General features: G+C 70.3%; 20 protein-coding genes. 12 read left to right on the top strand and 8 right to left on the bottom strand.

All coding sequences use genetic code 11. The annotated features are described in order from the left end of the window. Positions 1-9: 9 nt before the first annotated feature. The gene (locus WYO_RS18840) at positions 10-2,358 is read right to left on the bottom strand and encodes a TonB-dependent siderophore receptor (protein WP_007565424.1); all 2,349 of its coding nucleotides are present in this window, start codon (positions 2,356-2,358) and stop codon (positions 10-12) included. 511 nt (positions 2,359-2,869) lie between these two features. Between WYO_RS18840 and WYO_RS18835 the strand changes: the two genes are divergently transcribed. Then, entirely contained in the window at positions 2,870-3,274 is a 405-nt protein-coding gene (locus tag WYO_RS18835) for a helix-turn-helix transcriptional regulator (protein ID WP_039903356.1), read from the top strand. A gap of 32 nt (positions 3,275-3,306) precedes the next feature. On the opposite strand, the gene WYO_RS18830 is transcribed toward WYO_RS18835, so the two are convergent. The 3 genes from WYO_RS18830 to WYO_RS18820 form a co-directional block, all read right to left on the bottom strand. Beyond that, positions 3,307-4,695 (bottom strand): FAD/NAD(P)-binding protein, encoded by a 1,389-nt coding sequence (locus WYO_RS18830; RefSeq protein ID WP_007565422.1) that lies wholly within the window; start codon positions 4,693-4,695, stop codon positions 3,307-3,309. Between the two features lie 320 nt (positions 4,696-5,015). Further along, positions 5,016-5,363 carry a hypothetical protein gene (locus tag WYO_RS18825; protein WP_007565421.1) on the bottom strand — a complete coding sequence of 116 codons (348 nt, stop codon included), beginning with the start codon at positions 5,361-5,363 and terminating at the stop codon, positions 5,016-5,018. Positions 5,364-5,890: 527 nt separating this feature from the next. Further along, positions 5,891-10,270, bottom strand: a complete 4,380-nt coding sequence (locus tag WYO_RS18820; protein WP_244424232.1) for a S8 family serine peptidase — start codon at positions 10,268-10,270, stop codon at positions 5,891-5,893. Between the two features lie 496 nt (positions 10,271-10,766). Between WYO_RS18820 and WYO_RS18815 the strand changes: the two genes are divergently transcribed. Beyond that, the gene (locus tag WYO_RS18815) at positions 10,767-11,885 is read left to right on the top strand and encodes a helix-turn-helix domain-containing protein (RefSeq protein ID WP_007565418.1); all 1,119 of its coding nucleotides are present in this window, start codon (positions 10,767-10,769) and stop codon (positions 11,883-11,885) included. A 45-nt stretch (positions 11,886-11,930) separates the two neighbouring features. Here the strand turns inward: WYO_RS18815 and WYO_RS18810 are convergent, their stop codons facing one another. Both WYO_RS18810 and WYO_RS18805 read right to left on the bottom strand, forming a co-directional pair. Further along, positions 11,931-12,389 (bottom strand): YeeE/YedE family protein, encoded by a 459-nt coding sequence (locus tag WYO_RS18810; RefSeq protein ID WP_007565417.1) that lies wholly within the window; start codon positions 12,387-12,389, stop codon positions 11,931-11,933. After that, positions 12,386-12,799: a YeeE/YedE family protein gene (locus WYO_RS18805; protein ID WP_007565416.1), complete on the bottom strand. Its 414-nt coding sequence runs from the start codon at positions 12,797-12,799 to the stop codon at positions 12,386-12,388. Before WYO_RS18805 ends, WYO_RS18810 begins: the two co-directional genes overlap by 4 nt. A 308-nt stretch (positions 12,800-13,107) precedes the next feature. Between WYO_RS18805 and WYO_RS18800 the strand changes: the two genes are divergently transcribed. From WYO_RS18800 to WYO_RS18765, 8 genes are all read left to right on the top strand, one after another. Continuing rightward, positions 13,108-13,299, top strand: coding sequence for a hypothetical protein (locus tag WYO_RS18800; RefSeq protein ID WP_007565415.1), 192 nt, complete (start codon positions 13,108-13,110; stop codon positions 13,297-13,299). Between the two features lie 28 nt (positions 13,300-13,327). Beyond that, complete coding sequence (gene cysE, locus WYO_RS18795) at positions 13,328-14,167, top strand: serine O-acetyltransferase (RefSeq protein WP_007565414.1); 840 nt, start codon at positions 13,328-13,330, stop codon at positions 14,165-14,167. A 422-nt stretch (positions 14,168-14,589) separates the two neighbouring features. Then, positions 14,590-15,981: a family 2B encapsulin nanocompartment shell protein gene (locus WYO_RS18790; RefSeq protein WP_007565413.1), complete on the top strand. Its 1,392-nt coding sequence runs from the start codon at positions 14,590-14,592 to the stop codon at positions 15,979-15,981. Further along, the gene (locus WYO_RS18785; protein WP_007565412.1) at positions 15,968-17,953 is read left to right on the top strand and encodes a family 2A encapsulin nanocompartment cargo protein cysteine desulfurase; all 1,986 of its coding nucleotides are present in this window, start codon (positions 15,968-15,970) and stop codon (positions 17,951-17,953) included. Before WYO_RS18790 ends, WYO_RS18785 begins: the two co-directional genes overlap by 14 nt. 451 nt (positions 17,954-18,404) lie before the next feature. Beyond that, on the top strand, positions 18,405-19,502 hold the full coding sequence (locus WYO_RS18780; protein ID WP_007565411.1) for an LLM class flavin-dependent oxidoreductase: 1,098 nt from the start codon (positions 18,405-18,407) through the stop codon (positions 19,500-19,502). Next, positions 19,502-20,452 carry an ABC transporter substrate-binding protein gene (locus WYO_RS18775; RefSeq protein WP_007565410.1) on the top strand — a complete coding sequence of 317 codons (951 nt, stop codon included), beginning with the start codon at positions 19,502-19,504 and terminating at the stop codon, positions 20,450-20,452. The genes WYO_RS18780 and WYO_RS18775 overlap by 1 nt, the downstream gene beginning before the upstream one ends. Before the next feature lie 31 nt (positions 20,453-20,483). Next, positions 20,484-21,023, top strand: coding sequence for a cupin domain-containing protein (locus WYO_RS18770; protein WP_007565409.1), 540 nt, complete (start codon positions 20,484-20,486; stop codon positions 21,021-21,023). 19 nt (positions 21,024-21,042) lie between these two features. Then, positions 21,043-22,389 carry an LLM class flavin-dependent oxidoreductase gene (locus WYO_RS18765; RefSeq protein ID WP_007565408.1) on the top strand — a complete coding sequence of 449 codons (1,347 nt, stop codon included), beginning with the start codon at positions 21,043-21,045 and terminating at the stop codon, positions 22,387-22,389. Positions 22,390-22,423: 34 nt separating this feature from the next. Here the strand turns inward: WYO_RS18765 and WYO_RS18760 are convergent, their stop codons facing one another. Together WYO_RS18760 and WYO_RS18755 are read right to left on the bottom strand one after the other, a co-directional pair. After that, positions 22,424-22,786, bottom strand: a complete 363-nt coding sequence (locus WYO_RS18760) for a DUF6481 family protein (RefSeq protein ID WP_007565406.1) — start codon at positions 22,784-22,786, stop codon at positions 22,424-22,426. A 99-nt stretch (positions 22,787-22,885) separates the two neighbouring features. Beyond that, entirely contained in the window at positions 22,886-23,095 is a 210-nt protein-coding gene (locus WYO_RS18755) for a cold-shock protein (protein ID WP_007565404.1), read from the bottom strand. A 652-nt stretch (positions 23,096-23,747) separates the two neighbouring features. On the opposite strand from WYO_RS18755, the gene groES reads away from it, so the two are divergent. Together groES and WYO_RS18745 are read left to right on the top strand one after the other, a co-directional pair. Continuing rightward, the gene (gene groES / locus WYO_RS18750) at positions 23,748-24,035 is read left to right on the top strand and encodes a co-chaperone GroES (RefSeq protein ID WP_007565402.1); all 288 of its coding nucleotides are present in this window, start codon (positions 23,748-23,750) and stop codon (positions 24,033-24,035) included. Between the two features lie 90 nt (positions 24,036-24,125). After that, a partial coding sequence (locus WYO_RS18745) for a TCP-1/cpn60 chaperonin family protein (protein WP_007565400.1) occupies positions 24,126-24,576 on the top strand: 451 nt, incomplete at its 3' end.

Below are 24,576 nucleotides of genomic sequence, written 5' to 3'. Positions count from 1 at the left end.
GGCGGGGCCTTACCAGCGATAGCGCAGGGTTCCGTAGACCGTGCGCGGCAGGCCATAGAAGCAAGCCGAGTAGGAGAGGCAACTGGAGACGAAGCGCTCGTCCAGAAGGTTGTTGACGTTCAGCTCTGCCGTGAGGCCGGCCAGGCTCGGCGCGAGGTGCCGCATGTCGTAGGACGCGACCGCATCGACGACCACGCTCTCCGGCACTTGGAAGGTATTGGCCGGATCGCCCCAGGACGGGCCGAGGTAGCGCACGCCGCCACCGATCCCGAGGCCCAGCAGGGGGCCGTCGGTGAAGCGGTAGTTCGCCAGCAGCGAGATCGTCGTGTCCGGCACCTGCACCGGGCGCCGCCCCTGGAGCGGCACAGACAGCCGGGTGAGGTCGTTCGCCGTGCTGCCGCTATCCCGCACGTTGCGGATGTCGAGGAGCGAGACGCCGCCGATCAGCGTCAGGCCCTCGGCCAGGTTGGCCCGTGCCTCGAACTCCACGCCCTGGGCGCCGACTTCGCCGGTCTGGACCACGAAGCCCTGGCGCAGGGGATCCGCGGAGGTTCGGTTCGATTGGCGGATATCGAAGACCGCGGCGGTCAGCAGGATATCGGTGCCCGGCGGCTGGTACTTGATGCCGGCCTCGTACTGGTCGCTGCGGATCGGGTCGGGCACGCGACCCACCGACCCGAAGGCGCTGTCGAACACGCGCCCGCTCACGATCGGCTCGAAGGCTTGGCTGTAGGACACGTACGGCGCCACGCCGCTGTCGAACTGGTACAGCAGGCTCGCACGATAGGTCAGGGCGTCGGAGGGCGCATCCTGGAGCGTCAGGGTGCTGGTGTTCCCGGAGAAGCTGCGGGTCGGGCCGGTCTGGCGGGCGACGTCGTAGCGGCCGCCGAGCGTCAGCACGACGCGATCGAACTTCGCCTGGTCCTGAAAGTACACGCCGGTCTGCTGGGCATCGACCCGCGAGGTGGTGTTGAATGCCGGGAAGGCGATGTTCATGGCATAGTTCGGCGCCAGGATGTTGAGGTCCGGGGCGCTCGGGAACGGGGTGCCGCTGGTGCGGGTGCTGAAGGTCCGGTGATCGACGCCCAGCAGGGCCGTGTGCGCGATGAACCCGGTATCGAACTCGGCGATGAAGTTGTTGTCCATCGTGTAGGCTTCGGCCGCCACGTTGGTGCCGATGACCGACCGTGCCAGGAGCGGGCCGCTGGCGGTCGGGCCGTTCCGGTCGTTGAAGGCGCCGTAGACGCTGCGGTAATCGCCCTGGGTACGCAGGTAGCGTCCGGCCGAGTGGAACCGCAGGTTCTCGCCGATACGCTGATCGAACAGGTACTCGATCGAGGCCTGGGTCCGGTCGGAGCGCTCGATGTTGCGATCGCCGTCGTAGAAATTCACCGGCAGCCGCCCGAACAGCCCGCTGCCGAAATTGCGTGAGAACACGGTGCCCACCGCCGGGAAGCCGCCGTAGAAGCCCGAGAACGGATCGCGCTGGTAATTGCCGATCAGGGTGAGCGACGTGTCGGTGGACGGGCGCCAGGTGATGCTCGGAGTGATGAAGGCCCGCTCGACCTTGGTGGTCACCGCCGGCCCGTCGCCGTTCCAGCCGAGCCCGATCACCCGGTAGGCGAACTGGTCGGCCAGGCCCGGGATGTCCGACGCGATCGGGCCGCCGATGTCGAAGCCGCTCCGGACCTCGTTGAAACCGCCGCCCTGGATGAAGACCTCGCCGTGGCGGACGAATTGCGGCACCTTCGAGACCAGGTTGACGATGCCGCCCGGGCCGGACTGCCCGTACAACACCGAGGCCGGCCCCTTGATGATGTCGATCCGCTCGAGACGGTAGACGTCGATCGACGTGTTGGCGTCGCGCCCGCCGATGACCGCCATCTGATCCAGGAAGACCGGGGCCGTGAAGCCGCGGATGTTGAACAGTTCCAGGCGAGTCGAGCCGGCACCGCCGCGCGACTCGGCGAAGACGCCCGGCGTGTAGCGCAGCGCCTGGGTGACCGTCAGCGCGTTCTGGTCCTGGATCTGCTGGCGGCCGACGACCGAGACGGATTGCGCCGTCTCCAGGATCGGGGTGTCGGTCTTCGTGCCGACCGTGCTGCGGCTGGCGACGTAGCCGGGGACCGGGCCGACCGCGCCGCCGGCGCCGTACAGGTCGCCGTTGAGAGACCGGCTGCGGCCCTCACCCGTCACGCTCAATTCCGACAGCTCGATATCGGTGGTCGCCGCAGCCTGTGCCGCGGCCGCGCCCGGCGCGATGACCGCACAGGTCGTTGAGAGCAACGCGAGATACAGGGATCCGGCCAGCGACCGTTCGATTGCGTTCCAGGTCGCTTCAGCCCGGGACCGGTTCATCTTGACGCCTCTAAGACAAGCACGGAGCCGCCCGTGCTCTCTACGAAAACGGCAGCCTCACGCTGCCGTGATCGTGTTGGCATCAGAGTATTGGTATAGGCAACCGCTATGTTATGGAGCAATTCTAATATAACTTGGACTCATTCCAAGTTGTACCCGCCTCCGCGGCTTCCCGCGAAGGGGAGGGGGCTTCGACGGTCGGGATCGGGCCGCCTGGGGGGCACATTTTGCGCTGTGGGTATGGGAAGGTTCTGTTAACCACGCCGGATTAGCTGAATACGGAATCGGCACTGAACCGGCTTGGTTGTGCGGTCCTGTGGTTCACGATCGCGCGTTCGTCTCTGCGACGACGCGTTGACGCGGTGACTGTCCTGGGTCGATACAGCCAAGATATGCGGCTGGCACAAGCGAGGGTTGCATGGTGGTGCGAAACTCAATCGTGCGCGATGCAGTTAAGCAGCCCGTGGATCGCGGCCGACCTCGGCCGCACGCCGTGAAAGACTGTTCCGATATGACGACCGTGACCAAGCCGAAGCTCGCGACCGAAGCCGATCGCGCGATCGGGAGCCGTATCGCGGCACTCCGGGCCGCACAGGGTCTGAGCCAGACCACGCTAGGTCACGCCATCGGCGTCAGCTTTCAGCAGGTGCAGAAATACGAGAAGGGCCGCAACCGCGTCGGCGCCAGCCGCCTGCAGATGATCGCGGACCAGCTCAAGGTCCCGGTCGAGGCATTCTTCGCGGACAAATCCCCGGAGGATACGGGCGCCGAGCCCATCCAGGGCCTGTTCGACGATCCCGAGATCATGGACCTCGTGGCGGCGTTCCGCTCGATCACGGACCAGACGACGCGCACCGGCGTCCTGTCGATCGTGAAGGCCGCCGCCGCCCTCCGACAGGCCGGCACCGACGCCTGACCGAAATCGGGACGCCGGCTGCCGGCCGTTCCTCAAATCAGCTCGGCAAGCAGATCCCCCACCGTCCGCTCGATGTGCTGGGCGATATCCGGGGCCCCCGTCATCTCGCCGAAGCTGCCCCGCGTCATCGGCCCGTAGGCGTAGAGACCGGGCCGGGGCCGGCCGTCCCGGTCGAGCACATGGCTGCGGCGATCGACGGCGAGGCCGAGACCGACCGCATCGAGGCTGGCGGTGCCGTCCGCCAGCAGGGCGGCGACCAGCGGGTTGCGCGAGACATCGCGCTCCGGCCCGGTACACAGCACCACCGCATCGAACGACCGGCGCGTGGTCTCGCCGCCGCCGGGCCGCACCTGCGCCGCGATCCGCCCATCCGCGCCGAGTTCCAGGCCGGTGACGGCTGCCCGTTCCACGAGAAGGCGCCCCGCCGCCCGCGCCTCCGTCAACGCCGCCGCGATCTGCGGCGCGATGCGGAAGCGGTGGACCTCCCAGAACGGCAGCAGGCGGCGCACGACGCGCCGCTTCTCGGCAGCCGGCAGGCTCGACCACAGACCGGGCAGGGCCGCGCGCAGGGAATCCACCACCGGGTGCCAGCCCAGGGCGGGATCGACCGACGCGATCTGCCGCCGGACGAGCCGGAGCAGGTCCAGAGCGGTGGCGGGCGGATGCGTTCCGACCACGTCCAGATCCATCCTGAAGAGTCCGTGAGCCTTCGGCAGCAGGCCCCGCCGTGAGACCGCGGTGATCGGCCCCCGATGACCGCCAGCGCCGAGGCTCGTCACCACGTCCGCCATGGTAAGCCCGGTGCCGACCACCAGCACCGAGGCCTCCGGCCCGATCCCGGCAAGCGCATCGGCCGCCCAGGGATCGGCGACGAGGCGGCCGGATTCCGCAACGCCCGGTCCGAGACGGCAGGGCAGGGCGGGCACCGCGTGACCGAAGCATAGGGCGACGCGGTCGGCCGCGAGCCGCTCGCCGGATTGCGTCAGGATCTGCCAGGCTCCGGCCTCTCCCCGGACCTCCGCGGCCGTCGTGCGCAGATGGGACAGGCGCACGCGGTCCGAGGCTGCCGCCAGGGTTTCGGTCAGGACGGCGCCGATATAGGCCCCGTAATCCGCCCGCGGCACGTAGGCTCCGGTGCCGTCCTCGCACGCCGCATCGGGCAGGATGCCCTGCGCGTGCAGCCAGGCGGTGGCGGCCCCAGTCTCGCCGGTGACGATATCCAGCCGGTCGCTGGGCACGTTGATGCGGTGATTGGGATCGCGGGTGCTGTAGGCCACGCCGCGCCCGAGCTCGGGCCGCGGCTCGAGAACGACGATGTCGAGGGGCCCCGTCGAGGCGCGTACCGCATGGATCGCCAGCACGGCGCCGGTGAAGCCGCCACCCACGATTGCGAGGCGCAGCGGGCTTGAGGTCGGTGGCATGGTCGAGATGCATCCCCGATTGTTTCGGGGGCGTTCGATCAGCCGGACGATGTCCGCGCAAGCCCGGAGGAGGCGGTGCAGGTCTGTTCACGACGGGCAGCCGACGCCCGCGTGGTTCGGGTGAGGGGCGTGGCGCGACAGACCATGCCGTTGCTTGACGAGGCGGACGATCGTGCTGAGCGCGGCGTCGGCTTCACGCGCGGGACCGAAGCCTCATGGGACAAGGCCCAACGCGATGTTTCACGGGAAACATCGCAATCCCATTCCAACCTACCGCCGGACGTCCGCGCCAACCGAAGTCGGCTGGCCGGTGCCGGGATCTACGCGGTGGCCGGCGCGAACTGGACGAAGGCTCCCAAGAAGGCTCCGAGACCCGAGAGGGCGCCGGCGACCCGATAGGCCCTCGCCGGCAGCCTGCGGCCGGGCAGGGTCCAGCTCAAGGCGGGCAGGGCGATCAGGTTCAAGACGAACCCGGCCAACACGGCCGCAGCGATCGCGCCCAGCGGGAGATAAAGCGCGCCCACCAGGGCATTCTGCGTGCCGCCGAGACCTGTCACCATCCGGACGCCGCCGCCGGCCAGGAAGCCGATGGCCGCTGCGGCGGTGATCGCCTCGCGCAGCACCGGGACGCCAAGATGTCCCGTAGGAATGGTCTCGATGGCTCGCACGGCGGCTCTCGCTCGTAGGTCCGAGCCAATGATCGCCGACCGCGACCAGCAATGCAATTGTGAGTTGTACTTAGTTCCGTTGATACACGCTCTGGTCCCATGCGCCCCCGATCCCCGATCGGCGCCGCCACCGCGTGGCTGCTCAAGTCCCTTGGCGCGGAACGGCGTTACCCGGGCTGGGCTGTGCATTGAGAGGCACCCGCGTCGAAGCCCAACATCGCGGTGGCAGTCAGAGCGCGCGACAACGACGATCCACCCGCCATGGCTCGGTCCCCGAACCGTTTCCCACCCATCAAGACCGCGCAGACGATCCTATGGTCCCCCAAAGCCCGAAGGGACCGAGCGCTCCGCGCCAGCCCGGCGATAAGGGCCGAGCTGCGCGCTCTGCATCTCAGTGACCAAGAGCCGACGGTACACGTCCCCGCCGACAGGCCGGGGTCCGACCCCCGCTCCTCTGCAGACGCCGAACCTCGCACCACGCGTGCGGGCCGCGGCCACCCAGGGGCGACCGCGGCCGAGCGCTCGGCTCACCAAGCGGCCTGCAGACCGGCCGAGAAGACTTGGGCGGTGGCGCCGGGGCGGACCTCGCCGGTGTAGCTCGCCGACAGCGAGACCCCGGCGGCCACCGGGCCCGAAACGCTCACGCCCAGCACCGCCCCGTCCCGCGCCAGTGCGCTGGTGCGGGTCGAGAACGGCACGCCGAACAGGCTCGAACGCACCACCGCCGCCGTGTCGGCCAACTCGTGCGCCCAGTACGCCCGGGCGTCGAGGCGCAGGCCTCCGGCTTCATCCACCGCGACGCTGGCGAGCCGACCGCCCGCCAGGATCCGCGCCCCGTCCAGCGCCGCCGTGGTGAAGGCCTGTGGGACCAGGCCGCCGCGCTCGCTCACCCGGCCCCGGCTCAGCCGGTCGTAGCTGAAACCCAGCTCCGGCACGAGTTCCACCGGCAGGCCGGTCGCGATCGCGTAGCCGGCAAAGCCCGACAGGCCGAGATCGCCGCCGGACGGCGCGCCGCCAGTCCGCGTCGGGGCCGAGCCCAGCACCATTGTCCGGTTCACCCGCCCGTCGGCATAGGCGCCCCCGGCCGTGCCGCGCAGCACCACCGCGCCCAGCCGCGTGCTGCCGTAGAGCGTCCCGCCGTAGCTGTCCGTGGTGAACGACCCGGGCCCGAACCCGGCCCCGGCGCCGCGGGACGCGCCGGTCTCGCGCAGGTAGCTGAACGCGCCGCCCACCAGCGTGTCGCGCCCGATCTGCCGGTCGACGCCGACCAGCAGCCCGCCGGCATCGAGGTTCGCCCCGCCGGCGGCGCGGTCGCCGCCGCGGCTGCCGAAGCCGTACAGCGCGTCGGCCCAGATCCGGCCCTCGCCGGTGGCCAGCGGCTGGTCGGGGCCCCCGGCGGCGCCGCGCAGGTCGATCGCGGTGCCGTTCGGCCCGAGCCCAGCGCCGCCGGCGCTGAAGCTGGCGCTGCCGCCGCCCGAGGTCAGGCGCCGGTCGATCGTGGCGGCGACCAGCCGGCGCGCCGCGAGATCGGCCATCACCGCGTCGCCGTAGCTCTGGCCCGACAGGCTCGCGAGCCCGCCCGCCAGGGTGCCGGGGGCGGCGGCGTAGAGCGGGTCGAACAGCCGTGCCCGGGCCGCGTCGGGCCGGGTGCCGGCCGCCGGCCGGGCAACGTCGAGGGCGGCGCCCACCGCCTGGGCATTGCCGCTCTGGGCCAGGCCCAGGGGCGCGAGGTTTCCGTAGGCAGCGGGGGTCACCACAAGGTCGAGGCCGGCGGCCCCGTAGAGCGCGTCGAAGCGGGTGGCCGCGGCCAAGCCGGCTGGCGGCTGGGTGAGCCCGCTGAACGAGCCGCTCAGCCCCGCCTGCGCCACCAAGACGGAAAAGCGCTGGCCGAGCCCCGGGGTGAAGCCGTTGGTCGCGTTGCCGGTGATCCCGCGCAGCACCGGCACCAGGGTGCCGTTGGCCGCGACCGCGCCGCTCGGGCCCACCGCCAGCAGGCGGGCGTAGTTGCCCGCCCCGGCGCCGGTGCCGATCCCGTCGATGTCGAGCCCGAACAGGCTGCCGGGGGCGAAGCTCACCGGGCCGGCCACCGTCAGGGTGCCGGGCGAGTTGCCCGGCCGCAGGGCGCCGGCCACCGCCACCGGGGCCGCGATCGTGCCGGTGCCGCGCAGGGTGCCGGCGGCCGCCACCGTCACGGGGGAGGTCCAGAGCCCGTTGAGCGCCAGCGTGCCCTGCTGGATCGTGGTCGGGCCGGAGAAGCGGCCGGTACCGTTGAGGTTGAGCGTGCCGGTGCCGACCTTGGTCAGCGTCGTGGGGCCGCCCCCATCCACGATGGCGCCGGCATAGGTGGACGCGCCGGGGCCGCCGACGGTGAGTTGCCCGTTGCCGAGCACGGCCGTGGCCGATCCGGACAGGTTCGCGACGGTGAAGGCGCCGCCGCCGAGGTCGAGCGGGCCGGTGGTGGTGAGGGCGGTGATCCCGGAGACCGGGCCGGTGAACTGCAGGGCGCCGGTGTTGGTCAGGGCGCCGTTGAGCCGGCCGGACAGGCGGGCGGTGCCGGCGTTGGAGACGGGCCCGTTCAGGGTGCCGTCGCTGACCAGCAGGCCGGCATTGCCGATCTCCGCGGCCGAGAGGCTGGCCCCGGAGGCGACCGCGACCGTGCCGGCATTGCTGAGCGCGCCGGCCAGGCCGTAGGCGCCGCTCGCCGCCACATTCAGGGTGGCGCCGGCGGCGTTGGCGAAGGTGCCGTCGCTGGCGACCGTTCCGGTGACCGCGACGGTGCCGGCGTTCCGGATCGCGCCGTCGACCCGGCCGGCGCCGGCGACCAGGGTGCCGGTGTTGGTCACGCCGCCGGAGAGCGTGCCGCGGGTGGTCAAGGTCCCGGTGTTGGTCACGCCGCCACCGATGGCGCCGGTATTGGCGGTGTATCCGGCATTGGCCAGGCCGCCGGAGAGGCTTCCACTGGTGACCAGGGTGCCGGTGTTGCTCACCCCGCCACCGATCGTGCCGGTGTTGGCCGTGTAGCCGGCATTGGTCAGTCCGCCGGAGAGGCTGCCGCTGGAGGCCAGGGTGCCGACATTGATGACGCCACCGGCGACGGTGCCGCTGTTGACGGTGTAGCCGGCATTGGCCAGCCCGCCGGAGATCGCTCCGCTGCTGGCGAGCAGGCCGGCATTGATCACGCCGCCCGCGAGGGTGCCGCTGTTGGCCGTGAAGCCGACATTGACTAGGCTGCCGGTCGCGGTGCCGGCGTTCACGAAGCTGCCGGCCGTGCCGACGGTGATCGGCGAGATCAGGCTGCCGGTCGCCGTCAGCGCCAGCGTGCCGCCCGTCACGAGGGTGCTGCCCGTGTAGGTGTTGGCCGCCGACAGGCTGGCCGTTCCCGGCCCGGTCTTGATGAGCGAGCCCGCCCCGGCCCCGTCCGCGAACACGCCCGCGAAGCTGGAGGTGCCCGTATCGATCTGGAGCGTGCCGGTGCTGTTGAGGGTCACCGGCCGGGCGGTGGCGAAGCCGTCGGCCAGGACTTCGAGGGTGCCGCCGCCGAAGGCCAGCCCGCCGCTCGCGGCGCCCAGGTTGCGGTCGGCCAGGATTCCGAGCACGCCGCCGTTGATGGTTGTGCCGCCGGCGTAAGTATTGTTGCCGGTGAGATCGAGGATGCCGGCGCCGGTCTTGATCAGGCCGCCGGGTCCGGAGATGTCGTTGGCGAAGCGACCGTAATAGGCTTGGCCCTTGTACGTGGTGTTGACCGTCCAGGTGGAGGTGAACTGGCCCGGTCCATCGATCGCCTTGCCGAGGTTGAGCAGGCCCCAGCCGTAGATCTCCGCCGGCCCGATCGGGGTGGCGGTGGTGAACATCGTCTGGGCGATCTGCGGCGCGGTCAGGAACGGGAAGGCCTGCGCCAGCACCGCGGCCGCGCCCGCGACGTGCGGCGCCGCCATCGAGGTGCCGCTGATCGTGTTATAGCTCTTGCCTAAACCTTGGGGCCAAGTCGAATAGATATCGAAGCCCGGTGCCGCGATGCACCAGGCAGCGGCGACGCCACACCAATTGCTGAACCAAGCGATCTTGTTGTTGCGGTCAGTGGCGACGACGGAAACGATCGAGCCGGCCACACCGGAGAAGTCGATCCGGCTCTGGTCGATTGGGTGGCCGGCATCATCGAAGAACTGGTAGATGCCGCTGTCGGCGTTGCCGGGGCGGATATAGGGGTAGAGCGCGGCTCCGCTCGGGTTCACGGAGATGACAGGTTGATCACGGCGATCGTTGCCGGCTGCGAACACAAGCAGCATCCCGCTGTCGGCAGCGCGCTTGATTGCGTCGTACTCGCCTTTCGTGTGCTTGGATACATACTCTTGAATCGGAAGTTCCACGTAGTTCGGGTTGTCAATCCAATTCCCTTGGCTGTCTTGGATCTTCAATTGGGGCAGTGCGGGGCCATAGCTGCCGTTGAAGATCCTCGCGCCCTGGAGGGTCGCGTGGTCGATCGCTCCGGGGCCATCGGCGCTGAGGCCCGGTATGGTCTCCGAGGCGCTGGCCGGCGGCAGCATGTAGAGGGTCAGGATCGTGCTGTCGTAGGCGACGCCCATGCTCCCGAAGCCGTCCCGGGCCGCGCTGATCGTGCCCGACACGTGCGTGCCGTGCCCTTGCGTGTCTTGGACGAAAGCGGGATCGAAATTGACGCCAGGGGCCGAGTAGAAGTTACGCGACGCAGGCGAGATCCGCCCGGCAAATTCCGGATGCGTCCGATCGATGCCGGTATCGTAGACCGCCACCAACACCCCAGCGCCGGTGAAGCCGCGCGCATAGGCGGTCGCGGCGTTGATCTGGGCCAGGCCCCAATCGGCCCGGTACTCGGGCGTGTCGAAATCCGACGCCGTCAGGCCCAGGAACGAGGGCGGGCGTCTCGCCACGCTTTGAGCCGCCGCCGGCCCCAGCGCCGCCGTGAGAGCGGCCAGCGAGCAACCGAGCAGGAGGCCGCGTTGCGCCCGGCTACCCCGGCTTCCGACGCGGCCCGCTCGCGTGACGGAGCCGCGGCGTTCACCCGTATGGCGCATGGGGTCATGTTGGTCTGACATGAAGAACGTCCGATCGGTCCCGGCAAAGGCAAGGCTCCGGCCTTAAGCGGACGGACGTTTTACAGGCTATGACGTCCCGGCCACAGGATGCGGCGCGCGCGCGATTTGGCACTTCCTTCACCCCTTTTGAGACATACTGCATGCCGCGGGGCCCTGTGATGCGCGCTCTTGATCCGGACCGACCGGGGCGAGAGACCATCCGAAAGGTCCCGCCGAGATGTGGCGATGCGATGCGAAGCCAATCGGCGTGTTCATTCGATTCGTCGCGATCACACCAGTCGAAAGACCGGTGCAGATCGACGCGAATCGGGATCATTGCAGGCCTGATACTATGAGACATCACCGCGCCGCCGCCATCGCCGCCCCGGCCGAGCACCGGCAGGCCCCGGCCGCATCGATCGCGCCCGATGCCGGCGCTGGGGCATCCCGCCCGGGTGATGCGGCGCCCGAGGCTCCCGCCGCCCGCATCGCGTGCCTGCGCTTCGAGCCGCCCGCGGATCCGGACGCCCTCGGCCGGGCCTGGCAGGCACATCTGGCGCCGGTCTTTTCGGTGAGCTTCGGGCCGGAGACCGACCTCAGCGTCCCGATCGCGATGCGCAGCTATCACCTCGGCGAGCTGCTGGTCGGCGACGTGATCGCGCCGGCGCATATCCTCGAGCGGTCTCCGGAGATGATCCGGCAGCAGGGGCTCGATCACATCCTGCTGCAATTCTACCGGCGCGGCCGCAGCGTGGTCGAGACGGACCGCGCCGCCGAGCCGGTCAGCGAGGTCCAGTGCATCGTGTTCGACCTGGCGCAGCCCGTGCGCATCGTCGCGGACGCCGTCGATGCCACGAACGTGGTGATCCCCCGTGCCCTGCTGGAGAAGCAGGGTTGTCATCCGGACGCCCTGCACGGCCGCCCCCTGGACCATGACGGCGATCCGTTCGGGCGCCTGGTCCACAGCTTCGTCGCCAATGTCGTGGCCTGCGGCGACCGCCTGGATCAGCGCGAGGCCCTGGCGTCGGCATCCGCGATCATCCAGCTCTGCGCGACCTGGCTGCGCGGCCGGGAGACGGGGAGCCCCGTCCAGCACCAGGATGTGCGGATCCGGGTCCGCCGGTTCATCGAGGCGGAGCTCGGCAACCCGAAACTCTCGCCGGCCCTGATCGCCGCGCGCCTCGGCCTGTCGCGCTCGACCCTCTACCGGGTGTTCGCGCCCAACGGCATCGTCACCTACATCCGCGACCGGCGCCTGATGCACGCAATGCGGATGCTCATCCGAGACGAGGCGCAGCCCGCGCGCGTCGCGCGGATCGCCTACGCGGTCGGCTTCACGGACGAGCGCACCTTCCGGCGCGCCTTCAAGCGCCGGTTCGGCTTCGTGCCGAGCGACGCCGTGCAGCGCTTCGGCCCGAATCGTGGCCCGGAGCCCCTGTCGATCCTGCAGACCTGGATCGAGAGCCTCTGAGGGATCTGCCGCGATCGCGGCGCGCTCGGTCCGGACGGCCCCGGTTCAGGCCGGGGGCGCGACGCCGCGCGGAGTTTCCGCCGATGCGGTCGGCAGCAGGCCGTGCAGCGCCATGCCGATGAGCATCGCGGCGACGAAGACGAGGACCGGAACCGCCCCCGTGGACAGGGCCGCCACGGCGGGGCCGGGGCAGAAGCCCGAGAGGCCCCAGCCGATCCCGAACAGGGCGGCGCCGACGATCAGCGGGGCATCGATCCGGCGCCGGGCCGGCAGGTCGAACCGGGCATCCAGGACCGGGCCGGAGAGGCGCCGGCTCAGGCGGTAGCCGAGCCCCGACACCGTCACGGCCCCCCCGAGGACGAAGACCAGGCTGGGATCCCAGGCACCCGCCACGTCGAGGAAGCCGCGCACCCGGGCCGGGTCGAGCATGCCCGAGAGCGCCAGGCCGAGCCCGAAGGTGAGGCCCGCGGCCAGGGCCGCGAGGATGCGCAGGGCGGCGCTCACGGCAGCCCCCGCATGGCGGCCACGGTCAGCATGCCGGTGGCGAGGAAGACCAGCACCGCCGCGATCGAGCGCGGCGACAGCCGGGCCAGCCCGCACACCCCGTGCCCGGAGGTGCAGCCGGATCCGAGCCGGGTGCCGAAACCGACCAGCAGGCCCGCGAGCGCCAGGACCGGCAGGCCTGCATCGATCCGCATCTCCGGCCAGTGTCCGGCCAGCAGCGCGAAGGCCGGCGGCCCGAGGATCAGGCCGAGCAGAAAGGCGGCGTCGGCGAGCCGGCGCGCGCGTCCCGGCCGACCGAGGCCGGCGACCAGGCCGCTGATCCCGGCGATCCGGCCGTTCAGCAGCAGGAGCATCGCGGCGGACAGGCCGATCAGCAGGCCGCCCGCGAGGGGGGGAAGATAGGGGCTCATGGCGGTCTCGCCTTCCGAATCGGGGACCGCCCCGGCGATCCCCGGACCTGGGGTTAGCGGCCGGGCTGTCCCGGAACAAGCCTTGCCAAATGCCGTTGAACGATAGGTTATCAAGCAAGTTCAGTGGCTTAGCGAATATCATGCTGGTCCCGGGGCAATCTGCGAACGAAACCTTCTCCCCCGATGCGGGGCGGGCGGAAGGGCATTCCCGGGACCGTCCGGCGCCGCGCCGGCCCCGCTTCGGACATCCGAATCGGGCCGGCCGGATCGGCCCTCGCAAGGACGGCAGCGCGAAAGGTTCAGCGACGATGGCGCAGGGTGATCAGGTGGTGTTCCAGCGGCTCGACCTCGCGGAGATCCTGGGGATCTGGCGCCATGCCCGGGGCCGGATCGTGGGCATCCATCAGCAGCAGGGCCACTCGGCCACGGTCGACGTGAAGTTCGAAGGCCACGAGACCCTGGAACGCTACCTCGCCGACCTGTTCCAGCTGGTGCATTGATGGCCCTCAAGATCCGGATCCTCCGGGCGTGACGGCCTCGGCCGCGATCCCGCCGCTGCGCGCCGCCGGCCGCGGCACCCTCGAGGGCGACCTGTGGGCGGAACTCCGTGCCGAGGCCGAGGCCGTCCTGGTCGAGGAACCGCTCTATGCCGGGATCGTCCAGGCGACGATCCTGGACCAGCGCAGCCTCGCCCAGGCCTTCGCGTACCGCCTCGCCCACCGCCTGGGCGACGGCGACCTCGCCCGGCTGTCGATGCGCGACCTCTGCCTGTCCGCCTTCGAGGCGGACCCCCATGCCGGGGCCAACGCCGCGCGCGACCTGATCGCCATCCGGGAGCGCGACCCGACCTGCCGGCGCTACCTCGACCCGTTCCTGTTCTACAAGGGCCTGGCGGCGCTGGAGGCCTACCGGGTCGCCCATTGGCTCTGGCACCAGGGCCGGGCGACGCTCAGCCTGCATGTCCAGAGCCGCATCTCGGAGGTGTTCGGCTGCGATATCCACCCGGCCGCCCGGATCGGCTCCGGCGTGTTCATCGACCACGCCACCGGCGTCGTGATCGGCGAGACCACGGTGGTGGCCGACGACGTCTCGATCCTCCAGTCGGTGACGCTGGGCGGCAACGGCAAGGAGAGCGGCGACCGGCACCCGAAGGTGGAGCGCGGGGTCCTGCTGAGCGTCGGGGCCAAGGTGCTCGGCAATATCCGCGTCGGCGAGGGGGCCAAGGTCGCCGCCGCCGTGGTGCTGCACGACGTGCCGCCCCACACCACTGTGGCGGGTGTGCCGGCTCGGGTGGTGTCGCGCCTCGCCGCGGGCGAGGAGCCGGCGCGCAGCATGGATCAGTCTTTCGGCTTCGGCGACGGGATCTGATCCGAGCAAGAAAATTTTTTCTCAGAGACGAGAGACGCAAATCCCGCGGGATCGACGTTCGGACGAGAAGGCAATTCTCTCGCGATGCGGGGTTGCTTCACATATGTCCTATGGAGTCGGCGGTTTAAAGGGTGGTATTCCACGGCTGCAGGATAAATAGGAAAAATCATTTCGTTGACCCGGTGCGGAATCAAGGCTTACCTTGACTGTGCTGGTTCGCCGCAACGGTGAGCACAGTGTCCCGCCAGTCAACGGCTGCGCGGCTGCACGACACAACGGATCTTATTCTGAGCGCAGTGGCCATTCGGCCCTGACATCACCCCTTTTACCTTGCGCCCGGCCCGCATCGACTGCGGGACGGCTCGCGGAGACGCGGGCCGATGCTGCGGCGCGCCTGCCATTGCGATGAAAGAGGACGAACGATGAGTGGACCCGGTCTGAGCGTGAGCGCCACGGCGGCACGCAATCTTGCGACAGCCACCGTCACCTCGGTCCAGAACGCGGCCAACACGCCGCGCTGGCTCCTCCGGCTCCTGCCGTTCGTGGACGTCGCGGGCGGCGTCTACCGCGTCAACCGGCGCGCCGTCGTGCTGGCCCGGCCCGGCCGCGTCGACCTCGTCACCGAGAACAGGGACCGGGCGATCCGCCCCGCCTCGCTGCGGGCGGTGCCGCTGTTCAGCCGCCTGGGCGATGCCGAGCTGGCAAAGCTCGCCGACCGCTTCACCGAGAGCAAGCACAAGGCCGGCAAGATCATCCACGAGGAGGGCGCCGGGACCCGCACCCTGACCGTGGTGGCCGACGGCACGGTCGAGCTGACCTTCTCGGGCCCCTACAAGGGCCGCCTGCGCCAGGGGCTGGCGACCCGGGGCGATTATTTCGGCGACGGCGACCTGCTCGGTGCCGGCGGGCCCACACCGGCCGTCAAGGCGCTCTCGGCGGTCACCCTCCTGACCCTCGATCCGGACGCCCTCGAGAACGACGAGATCCGCGCCAAGATCGCCCAGTACCGGGAGGAGCAGGAGCGGCTGAAGGGCCATACCAGCTCGCACGGCGAGCAGGGCATCGAACTGCTGGCGGTCCATACCGGCGAGCCGCGCCTGCCGACCACCTTCGTCGATTACGAGGCGCATCCGCGCGAGTACCACCTCTCGACGATCCAGACGATCCTCAACACCCATACCCGCGTCACCGACCTCTACTCGAACGAGATCGACCAGCTCCGCGAGCAGATCCGCCTCACCGTCGACGCCGTGAAGGAGCGCGAGGAGTGGGAGCTGCTCAACAACTCGCAATTCGGCCTGCTCAACGAGGTCGGCCCGCGCCAGCGCATCCCCACCCGCGGCGGCCCGCCCACGCCGGACGATCTCGACGAGCTCTTGACCCTGGTCTGGAAGAAGCCCGCCTTCTTCGTGGCGCATCCGCGCGCCATCGCGGCCTTCGGCCGTGAGGCCACCCGCCGCGGCGTGCCGCCGGTCGTCGTCCACCTGTTCGGCGCGCCGTTCATCACCTGGCGCGGCGTCCCGCTGATCCCGAGCGACAAGCTGCCGATCGACATCGATCCGGTGACCGGCGCCGAGACCACCGCGATCCTCCTGCTGCGGGTCGGCGAGGGCGAGCAGGGCGTGGTCGGCCTGCAGAAGTCCGGCGTGACCGGCGAGATCGAGCCGGGCCTGTCGGTGCGCTACATGGGCACCAACGACCACTCGATCGCCTCGCATCTGGTGACCCGCTACTTCTCGGCCGCCGTGCTGGTCGAGGACGCGATCGCCCGCCTCGATAACGTCCTCCTCGGCAACTACCATGACTATGCCTGAGGGACTGGCCTTCGGTCGACCGGAGGCGAGCCCGGCCGAGCTCGCCCATAGCGATCTGATCGGGCGCCTCGCCCGGGAGATCTACCAGCAGGGGCAGGCCGCGAGCCAGCCCTTCGCCCCGACGCTGCCCGCGGGACCCCAGGTCCCGCAGGCCCTCGAAGGCCTGCCGCAGGGACCGGGCGGCGCCCCGTTCCCGAGCGCGGCCACGGGAATCCCATCGGTTCCGGCCGGGGGGCAGCCCTCCGGCCTGCAGCCGGACGGATCCGCACTCGCGGCCAAGTCGTTCGGCGGGCCCGCCCTCGGTGTGCCGGGCCTCAGCGGCCCGACCGTACCGAACCCCGCCCCCGCGAGCCCGGCCTTCTTCGACACCGCCGCGATCCCGCCGGTCCACCCGGCGAGCCCGCGCCCGGTCCTGCCGGATTTCGGCTTCCCGAGCGCGCCGGCGGCCTTCCCGGGCGGTCCCGACCTGCACCGTCAGGTGGCCGGGGATCATCCCCGCGCCAACGCCTTCGCGCAGGCGATCGCGCCGCAGCTGGTGCCGGCCGACCCGTCCCGGCAGGGCGTCGATGTCGCCCAGGAGAGCTTCGCGCGGACCGGGCATCTGTCCCGGGCGCCCGAGGCGCCGGTCTCCGACTACTACTTCCTGAATGCCGGCCCGGGCCCGGCCCGCAAGGCGCCGGCCAGCCCACGAGTCGAGCCCGCCCGCTATCCGGGTCCCGCCCCGCGACTCACCGCCCAGGGGTCGAGCCCGGTGGCGGCGCCGTTCGACGTGGAGCATGTCCGCCGGGACTTCCCGGCCCTGCACCAGAGCGTCAACGGTCATCCGCTGGTCTGGCTCGACAACGCCGCCACCACCCACAAGCCGCAGGCCGTGATCGACGCGACCTCGGAATTCTACGGGCGGCACAACTCGAACATCCACCGGGCCGCCCACACCCTGGCGGCGCGCTCCACGGACCTGTTCGAGGGCGGCCGCGAGGCGGTGCGCCGCTTCCTCAACGCCCCCTCGAAGGATGACATTGTCTTCCTGCGCGGCACCACGGAGGCGATCAACCTCGTCGCCCATTCCTTCGGCCGGGCCAATATCGGCCCGGGCGACGAGATCATCGTCTCGACCATCGAGCACCACGCCAACATCGTGCCGTGGCAGCTCCTGTCCCAGGCCACCGGGGCGACGCTGCGGGTGATCCCGGTCAACGACCGGGGCGAGATCATCTTCGAGCAATACGCGGCCCTGCTCTCGGGCCGGACGAAGATCGTCTCGGTGACCCATGTGGCGAACGCGCTGGGCACCGTGAACCCGGTGCGGGAGATCATCGCGTTGGCCCATGCCTACGGGGTGCCGGTGCTGGTCGATGCGGCGCAATCCTCGCCGCACATGCCGCTGGACGTGCAGGCCCTCGACGCCGACTTCCTGGTCTTCTCCGGCCACAAGGTGTTCGGGCCGACCGGGGTGGGGGCGCTCTACGGCAAGACGCACCTGCTCGCGGCGATGCCGCCCTGGCAGGGCGGCGGCCACATGATCGAGGACGTCACCTTCACCCGGACCGTCTACAAGGGCGCCCCGGAGAAGTTCGAGGCGGGCACGCCGGACATCGCGGGCGCGGTCGGCCTCGGCGCGGCGCTCGACTATCTGGAGCGCATCGGCCTGCCGGCGATCGCCGCCTACGAGCATGACCTGCTGGACTACGCGCAGGCCGGCCTCGCCGAAGTGAAGGGCCTGCGCCTGATCGGCACGGCCCGCGAGAAGGCGAGCGTGATGTCCTTCGTGATCGAGGGGCAGGAGAACGAGGCGGTGGCCCACCATCTCGACGCGCACGGCATCGCGGTGCGCTCGGGCCATCACTGCGCCTTGCCGGCCCTGCGCCGGTTCGGAATCGACCAGTCGGTGCGGGCCTCGCTGGCCTTCTACAACACCAAATCCGACGTGGACGTGTTCCTCAAGGCGCTGCACAGCCTGCCGCGGCACTGAGCCGGACCGCGACGGGACGGCCTGAAACAAAAACCGGCGGGACCCCGAAAGGTCCGGCCGGTTTTCCCGTTCTGGACGGTGGCGTTTCCCGCGCGTGCAATGCCCCGCAGACGGTGGTGAGCCTGTGCGTCGGCCGGCCCTCGCCAGGGTGGTCGTCGGGCCCGCGTCTTTCGTGGATGGCCCGGCTCTGCTTTCCGTCGGGAGATGCCCGGGGGCCTGTGCATGCGGGAAACGCGAAATCATTCGCGATCCACCAGCTGACGAGCACGGTCTTCTCGTATTCCGCGGGTTGCGACGGGACTTATTCTTTCGTCCTCTAAATTTTCGAAAGACGCTTTCGTTGACGCTCCGCGTCTCGGGGCGGACCATCGCGGCCTCCTTCACCAACCTTGCGGCAGCCCCGACGGTCTGCCGTGGCCATCGCCGCGCCGGCCCCGACACGGAGATTTTCATGAGCCTGCTGCCCCCGGAGGCCGTCGAGTTCATCGGCTTCGTCGCCCCCCGCCACAGCTCCGAGATCCACCCGGCGCAAGGTCCGGCGATCGACCGGGACTACCTGAAGCTCCTGGCCCAAGCGCATGAATGGGGCGGGTTCGACCGGGTGCTGGTGGCGTTCCATTCGACCTCGCCGGACGCCCTGCTGCTCGCTGCCCAGGTCGCGACCGTCACCGAGCGGCTCGGGCTGATGATCGCCCACCGCACCGGCTTCACGGCGCCCACCGTGGCGGCCAGGCAATTCGCGACCCTCGACCAGCTCACCGGCGGCCGGGTCGCGATCCACGTGATCAGCGGCGGCGACGACCGTGAGCTCGCCCAGGACGGCGACCACCTCACCAAGGACGAGCGCTACGCCCGCACGCAAGAATTCCTGGACATCGTCCGCCAGAGCTGGGCCGCCGCGGCGCCGTTCGATTACGCGGGCGCGTTCTACCGGGTGGCGCGGGGCTTCTCCGAGGTGAAGCCGGTCGATGCCATCCCGGTCTATTTCGGGGGCGCCTCGCCGGCGGCCCTGGCGGTGGCCGGCCGGCACGCCGACACCTACGCTTTGTGGGGCGAGACCCAGGCCCAGGTCCGGGAGCTGATCGGGCGGGTCCGGGACGCCGCCGCGCCGCACGGGCGCCAACCGCGCTTCAGCCTGTCGGTCCGGCCGATCTTGGCCGAGACCGAGGCGCGGGCCTGGGCTCGCGCGGAGGATATCCTGGCCCGGACCCGCGCCGCCCGGGCGGCACGGGGCCTCGGTGCGGCCGCCGCGCCGCAGAACGAGGGGTCGCGCCGGCTGCTGGCGGCGGCGGCCGCGGGCTCGCGCCTCGACAAGCGGCTGTTCACCGCCATCGCGGCCGAGACCGGGGCGGCGGGCAATTCCACCGCCCTGGTCGGGACGCCCGAGCAGGTGGCCGAGGCGCTGCTCGACTATCACGACCTCGGGGTGCGCACCTTCCTGATCCGCGGCTTCGATCCGCTGGAGGATGCGATCCAGTACGGCCGCGACCTGCTGCCGGCCTTCAAGGCGGCGCTCGCGGCCCGCGGCTGCGCTTCCGAGGCCGCCTGATGCGCGCCGCGTTGTTTTGGGTTCTCGCCCTCCTGGCGGTCGGGCCGGCCCGGGCGGAGGACGTGCTGCGGATGGGTGACCAGCGCGGCAATGCCCGCGCCCTGATGGAGGCGGCGGGCGTCCTCGACGGCCTGCCCTACCGGCTGGAATGGAGCGAGTTCCCGGCGGCCGCGCCGCTTCTCGAAGCGCTGAACGCCGGGGCGATCGATGCCGGCGGGGTCGGCGACGCGCCCTTCACCTTCGCGGCCGCCGCCGGGGCACCCGTGAAGGCGTTCATGGCGTTCCGCAACCGGCAGGACGGGCTGGCGATCCTGGTGGCGCCGGATTCGCCGATCCGGAGCGTGGCGGATCTCAAGGGCAAGCGCGTCGCCACCAACCGCGGCTCCATCGGCCACCAGGTGGTGCTGGCCGCCCTGGCGGAGGCGGGGCTGCCCTTCGACAGCGTCCTGTTCAGCTTCCTGCCCCCGGCGGATGCCAAGATCGCCCTCGCCTCCGGGTCTGTGGAGGCCTGGGCGACCTGGGAGCCCTACACGTCCACGGCGGAACTCGCCGGCCTGGCCCGGGTGGTCCGCGACGGCAACGGCATCACCCCCGGGCTCACCTTCACGGTGGCGCGCGACAGCGCCCTGACGGACAAGCGGCCCCTGCTCGCCGATTTCGCCGCGCGCCTCGCCCGGGCCCGGGCGTGGGCGCTCAAGGACCCGGCACCCTACGCGAAGGTCTGGTCGAAGCTGATCGGCCTGCCGGAAGCGGTGCCGCTGCGCTGGTTCGGCCGCGCCGGTTACCGGACCGTGCCGATCGACGCCGACGTGATCGCCGATGAGCAGCGCACCATCGACCTTTATGTCCGCGCCGGCCTGATCCCGAAGGCCCGCGCCCCGCAGGCGGCGGCGATCTTCGACACGGGATTCTCCCAAGCCCTGTCCGAAGCCTCGGCGGCGGTGCAATGATGCGGCGCTCCCCCGTATGGAGGTCCTGACGATGCACGACACCGGCGACGGCCACACGCATGCCCATGATGACGCGCACGGCCACGATCACGACCATGCCGCAGGGGAGGGGGCGCCGCGCTGGAAGCATGACGGCGTGCGGGTGATCCCGGGCGACCAGCTCGACAGCAACACCGCGCAGACCCCGGGGATGTTCCGGCAGGCGGCGGTCAACGCCGCCCGGGTCGGCGCCCAGAAGATCTGGGCCGGCACGGTGGCGATCCAGCCCGACGCCAAGACCGGCGTGCACCATCACGGCGCCCTGGAGAGCGTGATCTACGTGGTCTCCGGCCGCGCCCGGATGCGCTGGGGCGAGCGGCTCGAATACGTGGCCGAGGCCGGGCCGGGGGACTTCATCTTCGTGCCGCCCTACGTGCCCCACCAGGAGATCAACGCCTCCACGGACGAGCCCCTGCACTGCGTGCTGGTGCGCTCGGACAACGAGGCCGTGGTGGTCAACATTCCGGATGTCGAGCCGGTGGAGCGGCCCGAGGCGGTCCACTGGGTCGACCCGATCCACAAGCACCCGTGAGTCCGCACGGAGCGCCGCCATGAGTCGAGACCGCCAGCTGCATCTCGGCGCGTTCATGCGCCCGGTCGGGATCCACACGGCCTGGTGGCGCTATCCCGGCGGTTACCCAGACGCGAATTTCAACTTCGAGCACCTGGCGCAGTTCGCCCGGCGGCTGGAGGCGGCGAAGTTCGACGCCTTCTTCATGGCCGACCATCTGGCGGTGATGAACATGCCGATGGCGGCGCTACGCCGCTCGGCCACCGTGACCTCGTTCGACCCGCTGACGCTGCTGCCGGCCCTCGCCGCGCTCACGGCGCGGATCGGCCTGATCGCCACGGCCTCGACCACCTACAACGAACCCTACCATGTGGCCCGGAAGTTCGCTTCCCTCGAGCACATCTCGAAGGGCCGGGCCGGCTGGAACCTCGTCACCTCGGGCAACCCGGACGAGGCGCTGAATTTCGGCCGCGACGCGCATCTCGACCACGCGGTGCGCTACGCCCGGGCGCGCGAGTTCTACGACGTGGTCACCGGCCTGTGGGATTCCTGGGCCGACGACGCCTTCCTGATGGATCCGGAGAGCGGCCTGTTCTTCGATTCCAGCAAGATGCACGTCCTCGACCACCGGGGCGAATTCCTGACGGTGAAGGGACCGCTCAATATCGCCCGGCCGGTTCAGGGCTGGCCGGTGATCGTCCAGGCCGGCGCCTCCGAGGCCGGAAAGCAGATCGCGGCCGAGACCGCCGAGATGGTGTTCGGCGCCAGTCCCACCCTGGAGGCCGCGCAGGCCTACTATGCCGACGTGAAGGGCCGGATGCCCGCGCTGGGGCGCGATCCCGACCATCTGAAGATCCTGCCCGGCGCCCTGGTGATCCTGGGCGAGACCGAGGCCGAGGCGCAGGCCAAGCGGGCGCGCCTCGACGATCTGGTCCATCCCGACAGCGGGCTCGCCAACCTGTCGGTGCGGCTCGGGGTCGACGCCTCCGGCTTCGATCTCGACGCGCCCCTGCCCGAGATCCCCGAGACCAACGCCAGCAAGACCAGCCAGGCGCAGATCCTGGACTATGCCCGCCGGACCGGCGCCACCGTGCGCGACCTCGCCCGCAAGGTCGGCGCCTATGCCGGGCTCCATTTCGTGGGGACGCCCGCGCAGGTGGCGGACCGGATGGAGGAATGGCTGGAGGGCCGCGGCTGCGACGGCTTCAACGTCATGTTCCCGTTCGTGCCCCAGGGGCTCGACGACGTGGTCGACACGCTGGTGCCGGAACTGCAGCGGCGCGGCCTGTTCCGGCGCGACTATACCGGCACGACCCTGCGCGACCATCTCGGCCTGCCGCGCCCGCCGAACCGGTTCTTTGCGGCGGGGCTGCCGGAGCGCGCGTGATGGAGAGCTGCGTCGGCGGCGCTCCGCACTGTGCTTACCGCTTCACCTTGGCCTTGCGGGCGGCGAAGCGGGCGTCGCGGGTCGCCTTCTGCTCGGCGGCCAGGGCGGCTTGGCGCTCGACCTTCTCGGCGGCCTGGCGGATCAGTTCGGCGGCCGCGCGCTCCTGCTCCGCGAGCGCTTCCGCGGCGCGGACCGCCTCCGCGGCGGCGCGGGCGGCTTCCCGCTCGCTCACCCGCACCTCGCGGGCCTCGGCGACGGCCTGGCGCTCGGCCTGGCGGGCGAGGACGGCCGGATCGTCCGCCGCGGGGCGCGCGCGGAACTGGGCCAGCCGCTCTTCCTTGGCCTTGGCACCGGCCTCGAGACGATCAGACAGCTGCGTTTCTTTGAATTGACCCACGGAGACTCCTCGCGCGCCGCAGCGCCCGTATCAGAAACAGAAGAAGCCGCTCCACACTGGGAACGGCTTCGAAACGCGTCCTCGGTTGAGGCGCGAGGTTCAGGCGGCCTGGAGGCTGCCGGCGGATTGCTTGCCGCTGCGACGGTCGGTTTCCAGCTCGTAGGAGAGCTTCTGACCCTCGATCAGGTTACGCATGCCGGCGCGCTCGACGGCCGAGATGTGCACGAACACGTCCTTGCCGCCATCGTCAGGCTGGATGAAACCGAAGCCCTTGGTCTCGTTGAACCACTTAACGGTGCCGATGCTCATAACTCTTCCAACTGCTTCAGAGCATGGTGCGGAGACCGGAGACCGGTCTGGCGTGATCACCAGGCTGTAACAAAGATCCAGGGCCTGCCGCCGTTGCGCTGCGCGAGCCGCGAACTCTGGACGATCGAAGGGGGCGAGCGCGTGCCTGAGCGTGCGCCCGTCCGTGGTCGTCGAAACTGGGAGAGATGCAGAGCGCTCGCCCTGTTGTGGCGAGACGGCCGAATATCTGGCCAAAGATCGATTTATGATCTGTAGCGCATCGACGGGATAATCACAATCGTCAAATGTGTTGCGCAAAAATTCGGTGCAGCGCGCCGGTAAAGCGCGATTTTTCGCGCGGTTATTCTGGTGTATCAATACGGATCTTGAGGCCGCCCGTTGCGCAGCCCTACCCGGACGGATGCCGGTTCCGAGCTCCGGACCGGGATCGAAGCGCGCGACCGCGTTCGAATATCAATCTGTCCGAACGCGACGAACCGCTCGAAAATCACCCTCCGCGGCGCATCGACCGTGAGACGCGTTAGCACTCTTGTCTATTGAGTGCTAAGACAGGGTCGATCCGGCGCAGACGATTCGGTCTGCCGCCGCCTTTCCCGCACGGGCTCGGTCATGTCGACGCGAGGCCCCAGGCGGGACGACCAGGATGCCGCACATGAAGTTTCGCCCCCTGCACGACCGCGTGGTGCTACGCCGCATCGAGGGCGAGGAGAAGACCAAGGGCGGGATCATCATCCCCGATACCGTCAAGGAGAAGCCCCAGGAGGGCGAGGTCGTCGCCGTCGGGCCCGGCGCCCGGGACGAGGCCGGCAAGATCAATCCGCTGGAGGTGAAGCCCGGCGATCGCGTGCTGTTCGGCAAGTGGTCCGGCACCGAGGTCAAGATCGACGGCCAGGATCTCCTGATCATGAAGGAATCCGACATCATGGGCGTCGTCGCCTAAGGGCGTCCGCCCCCTCCGACGCTGCTCAAGCCCTTCGAGGCGCCCGCCCCGGCGCGCCTCGGGGCCGCACGACAACAGAAGAGATTGTCCATGTCAGCCAAAGACGTTCGTTTTTCCGTCGATGCCCGCGAGAAGATGCTGCGCGGCGTCGAGCTGCTCGCCAGCGCCGTGAAGGTCACGCTCGGTCCCAAGGGCCGCAACGTCGTGATCGAGAAGAGCTTCGGCGCCCCGCGCATCACCAAGGACGGTGTGACGGTCGCCAAGGAGATCGAGCTCGCCGACAAGTTCGAGAACATGGGCGCCCAGATGGTGCGCGAAGTGGCCTCGAAGTCGAGCGACATCGCGGGTGATGGCACCACCACGGCCACCGTTCTAGCCGCCTCGATCGTCCGCGAGGGCGTGAAATACGTCGCCGCCGGCATGAACCCGATGGACCTGAAGCGCGGCATCGACCTCGCGGTCGCCACGGTCGTGCAGGACATCGTGGCGCGGGCCCGCAAGGTCGCCTCGTCCGAGGAGATCGCCCAGGTCGGCACGATCT

The sequence above is a fragment of the Methylobacterium sp. GXF4 genome, assembly GCF_000272495.1.
Classification (GTDB): domain Bacteria; phylum Pseudomonadota; class Alphaproteobacteria; order Rhizobiales; family Beijerinckiaceae; genus Methylobacterium; species Methylobacterium brachiatum.
Note: the sequence above shows the minus strand (reverse complement) of the source record. Positions and strands in the feature narration are given on the sequence as shown.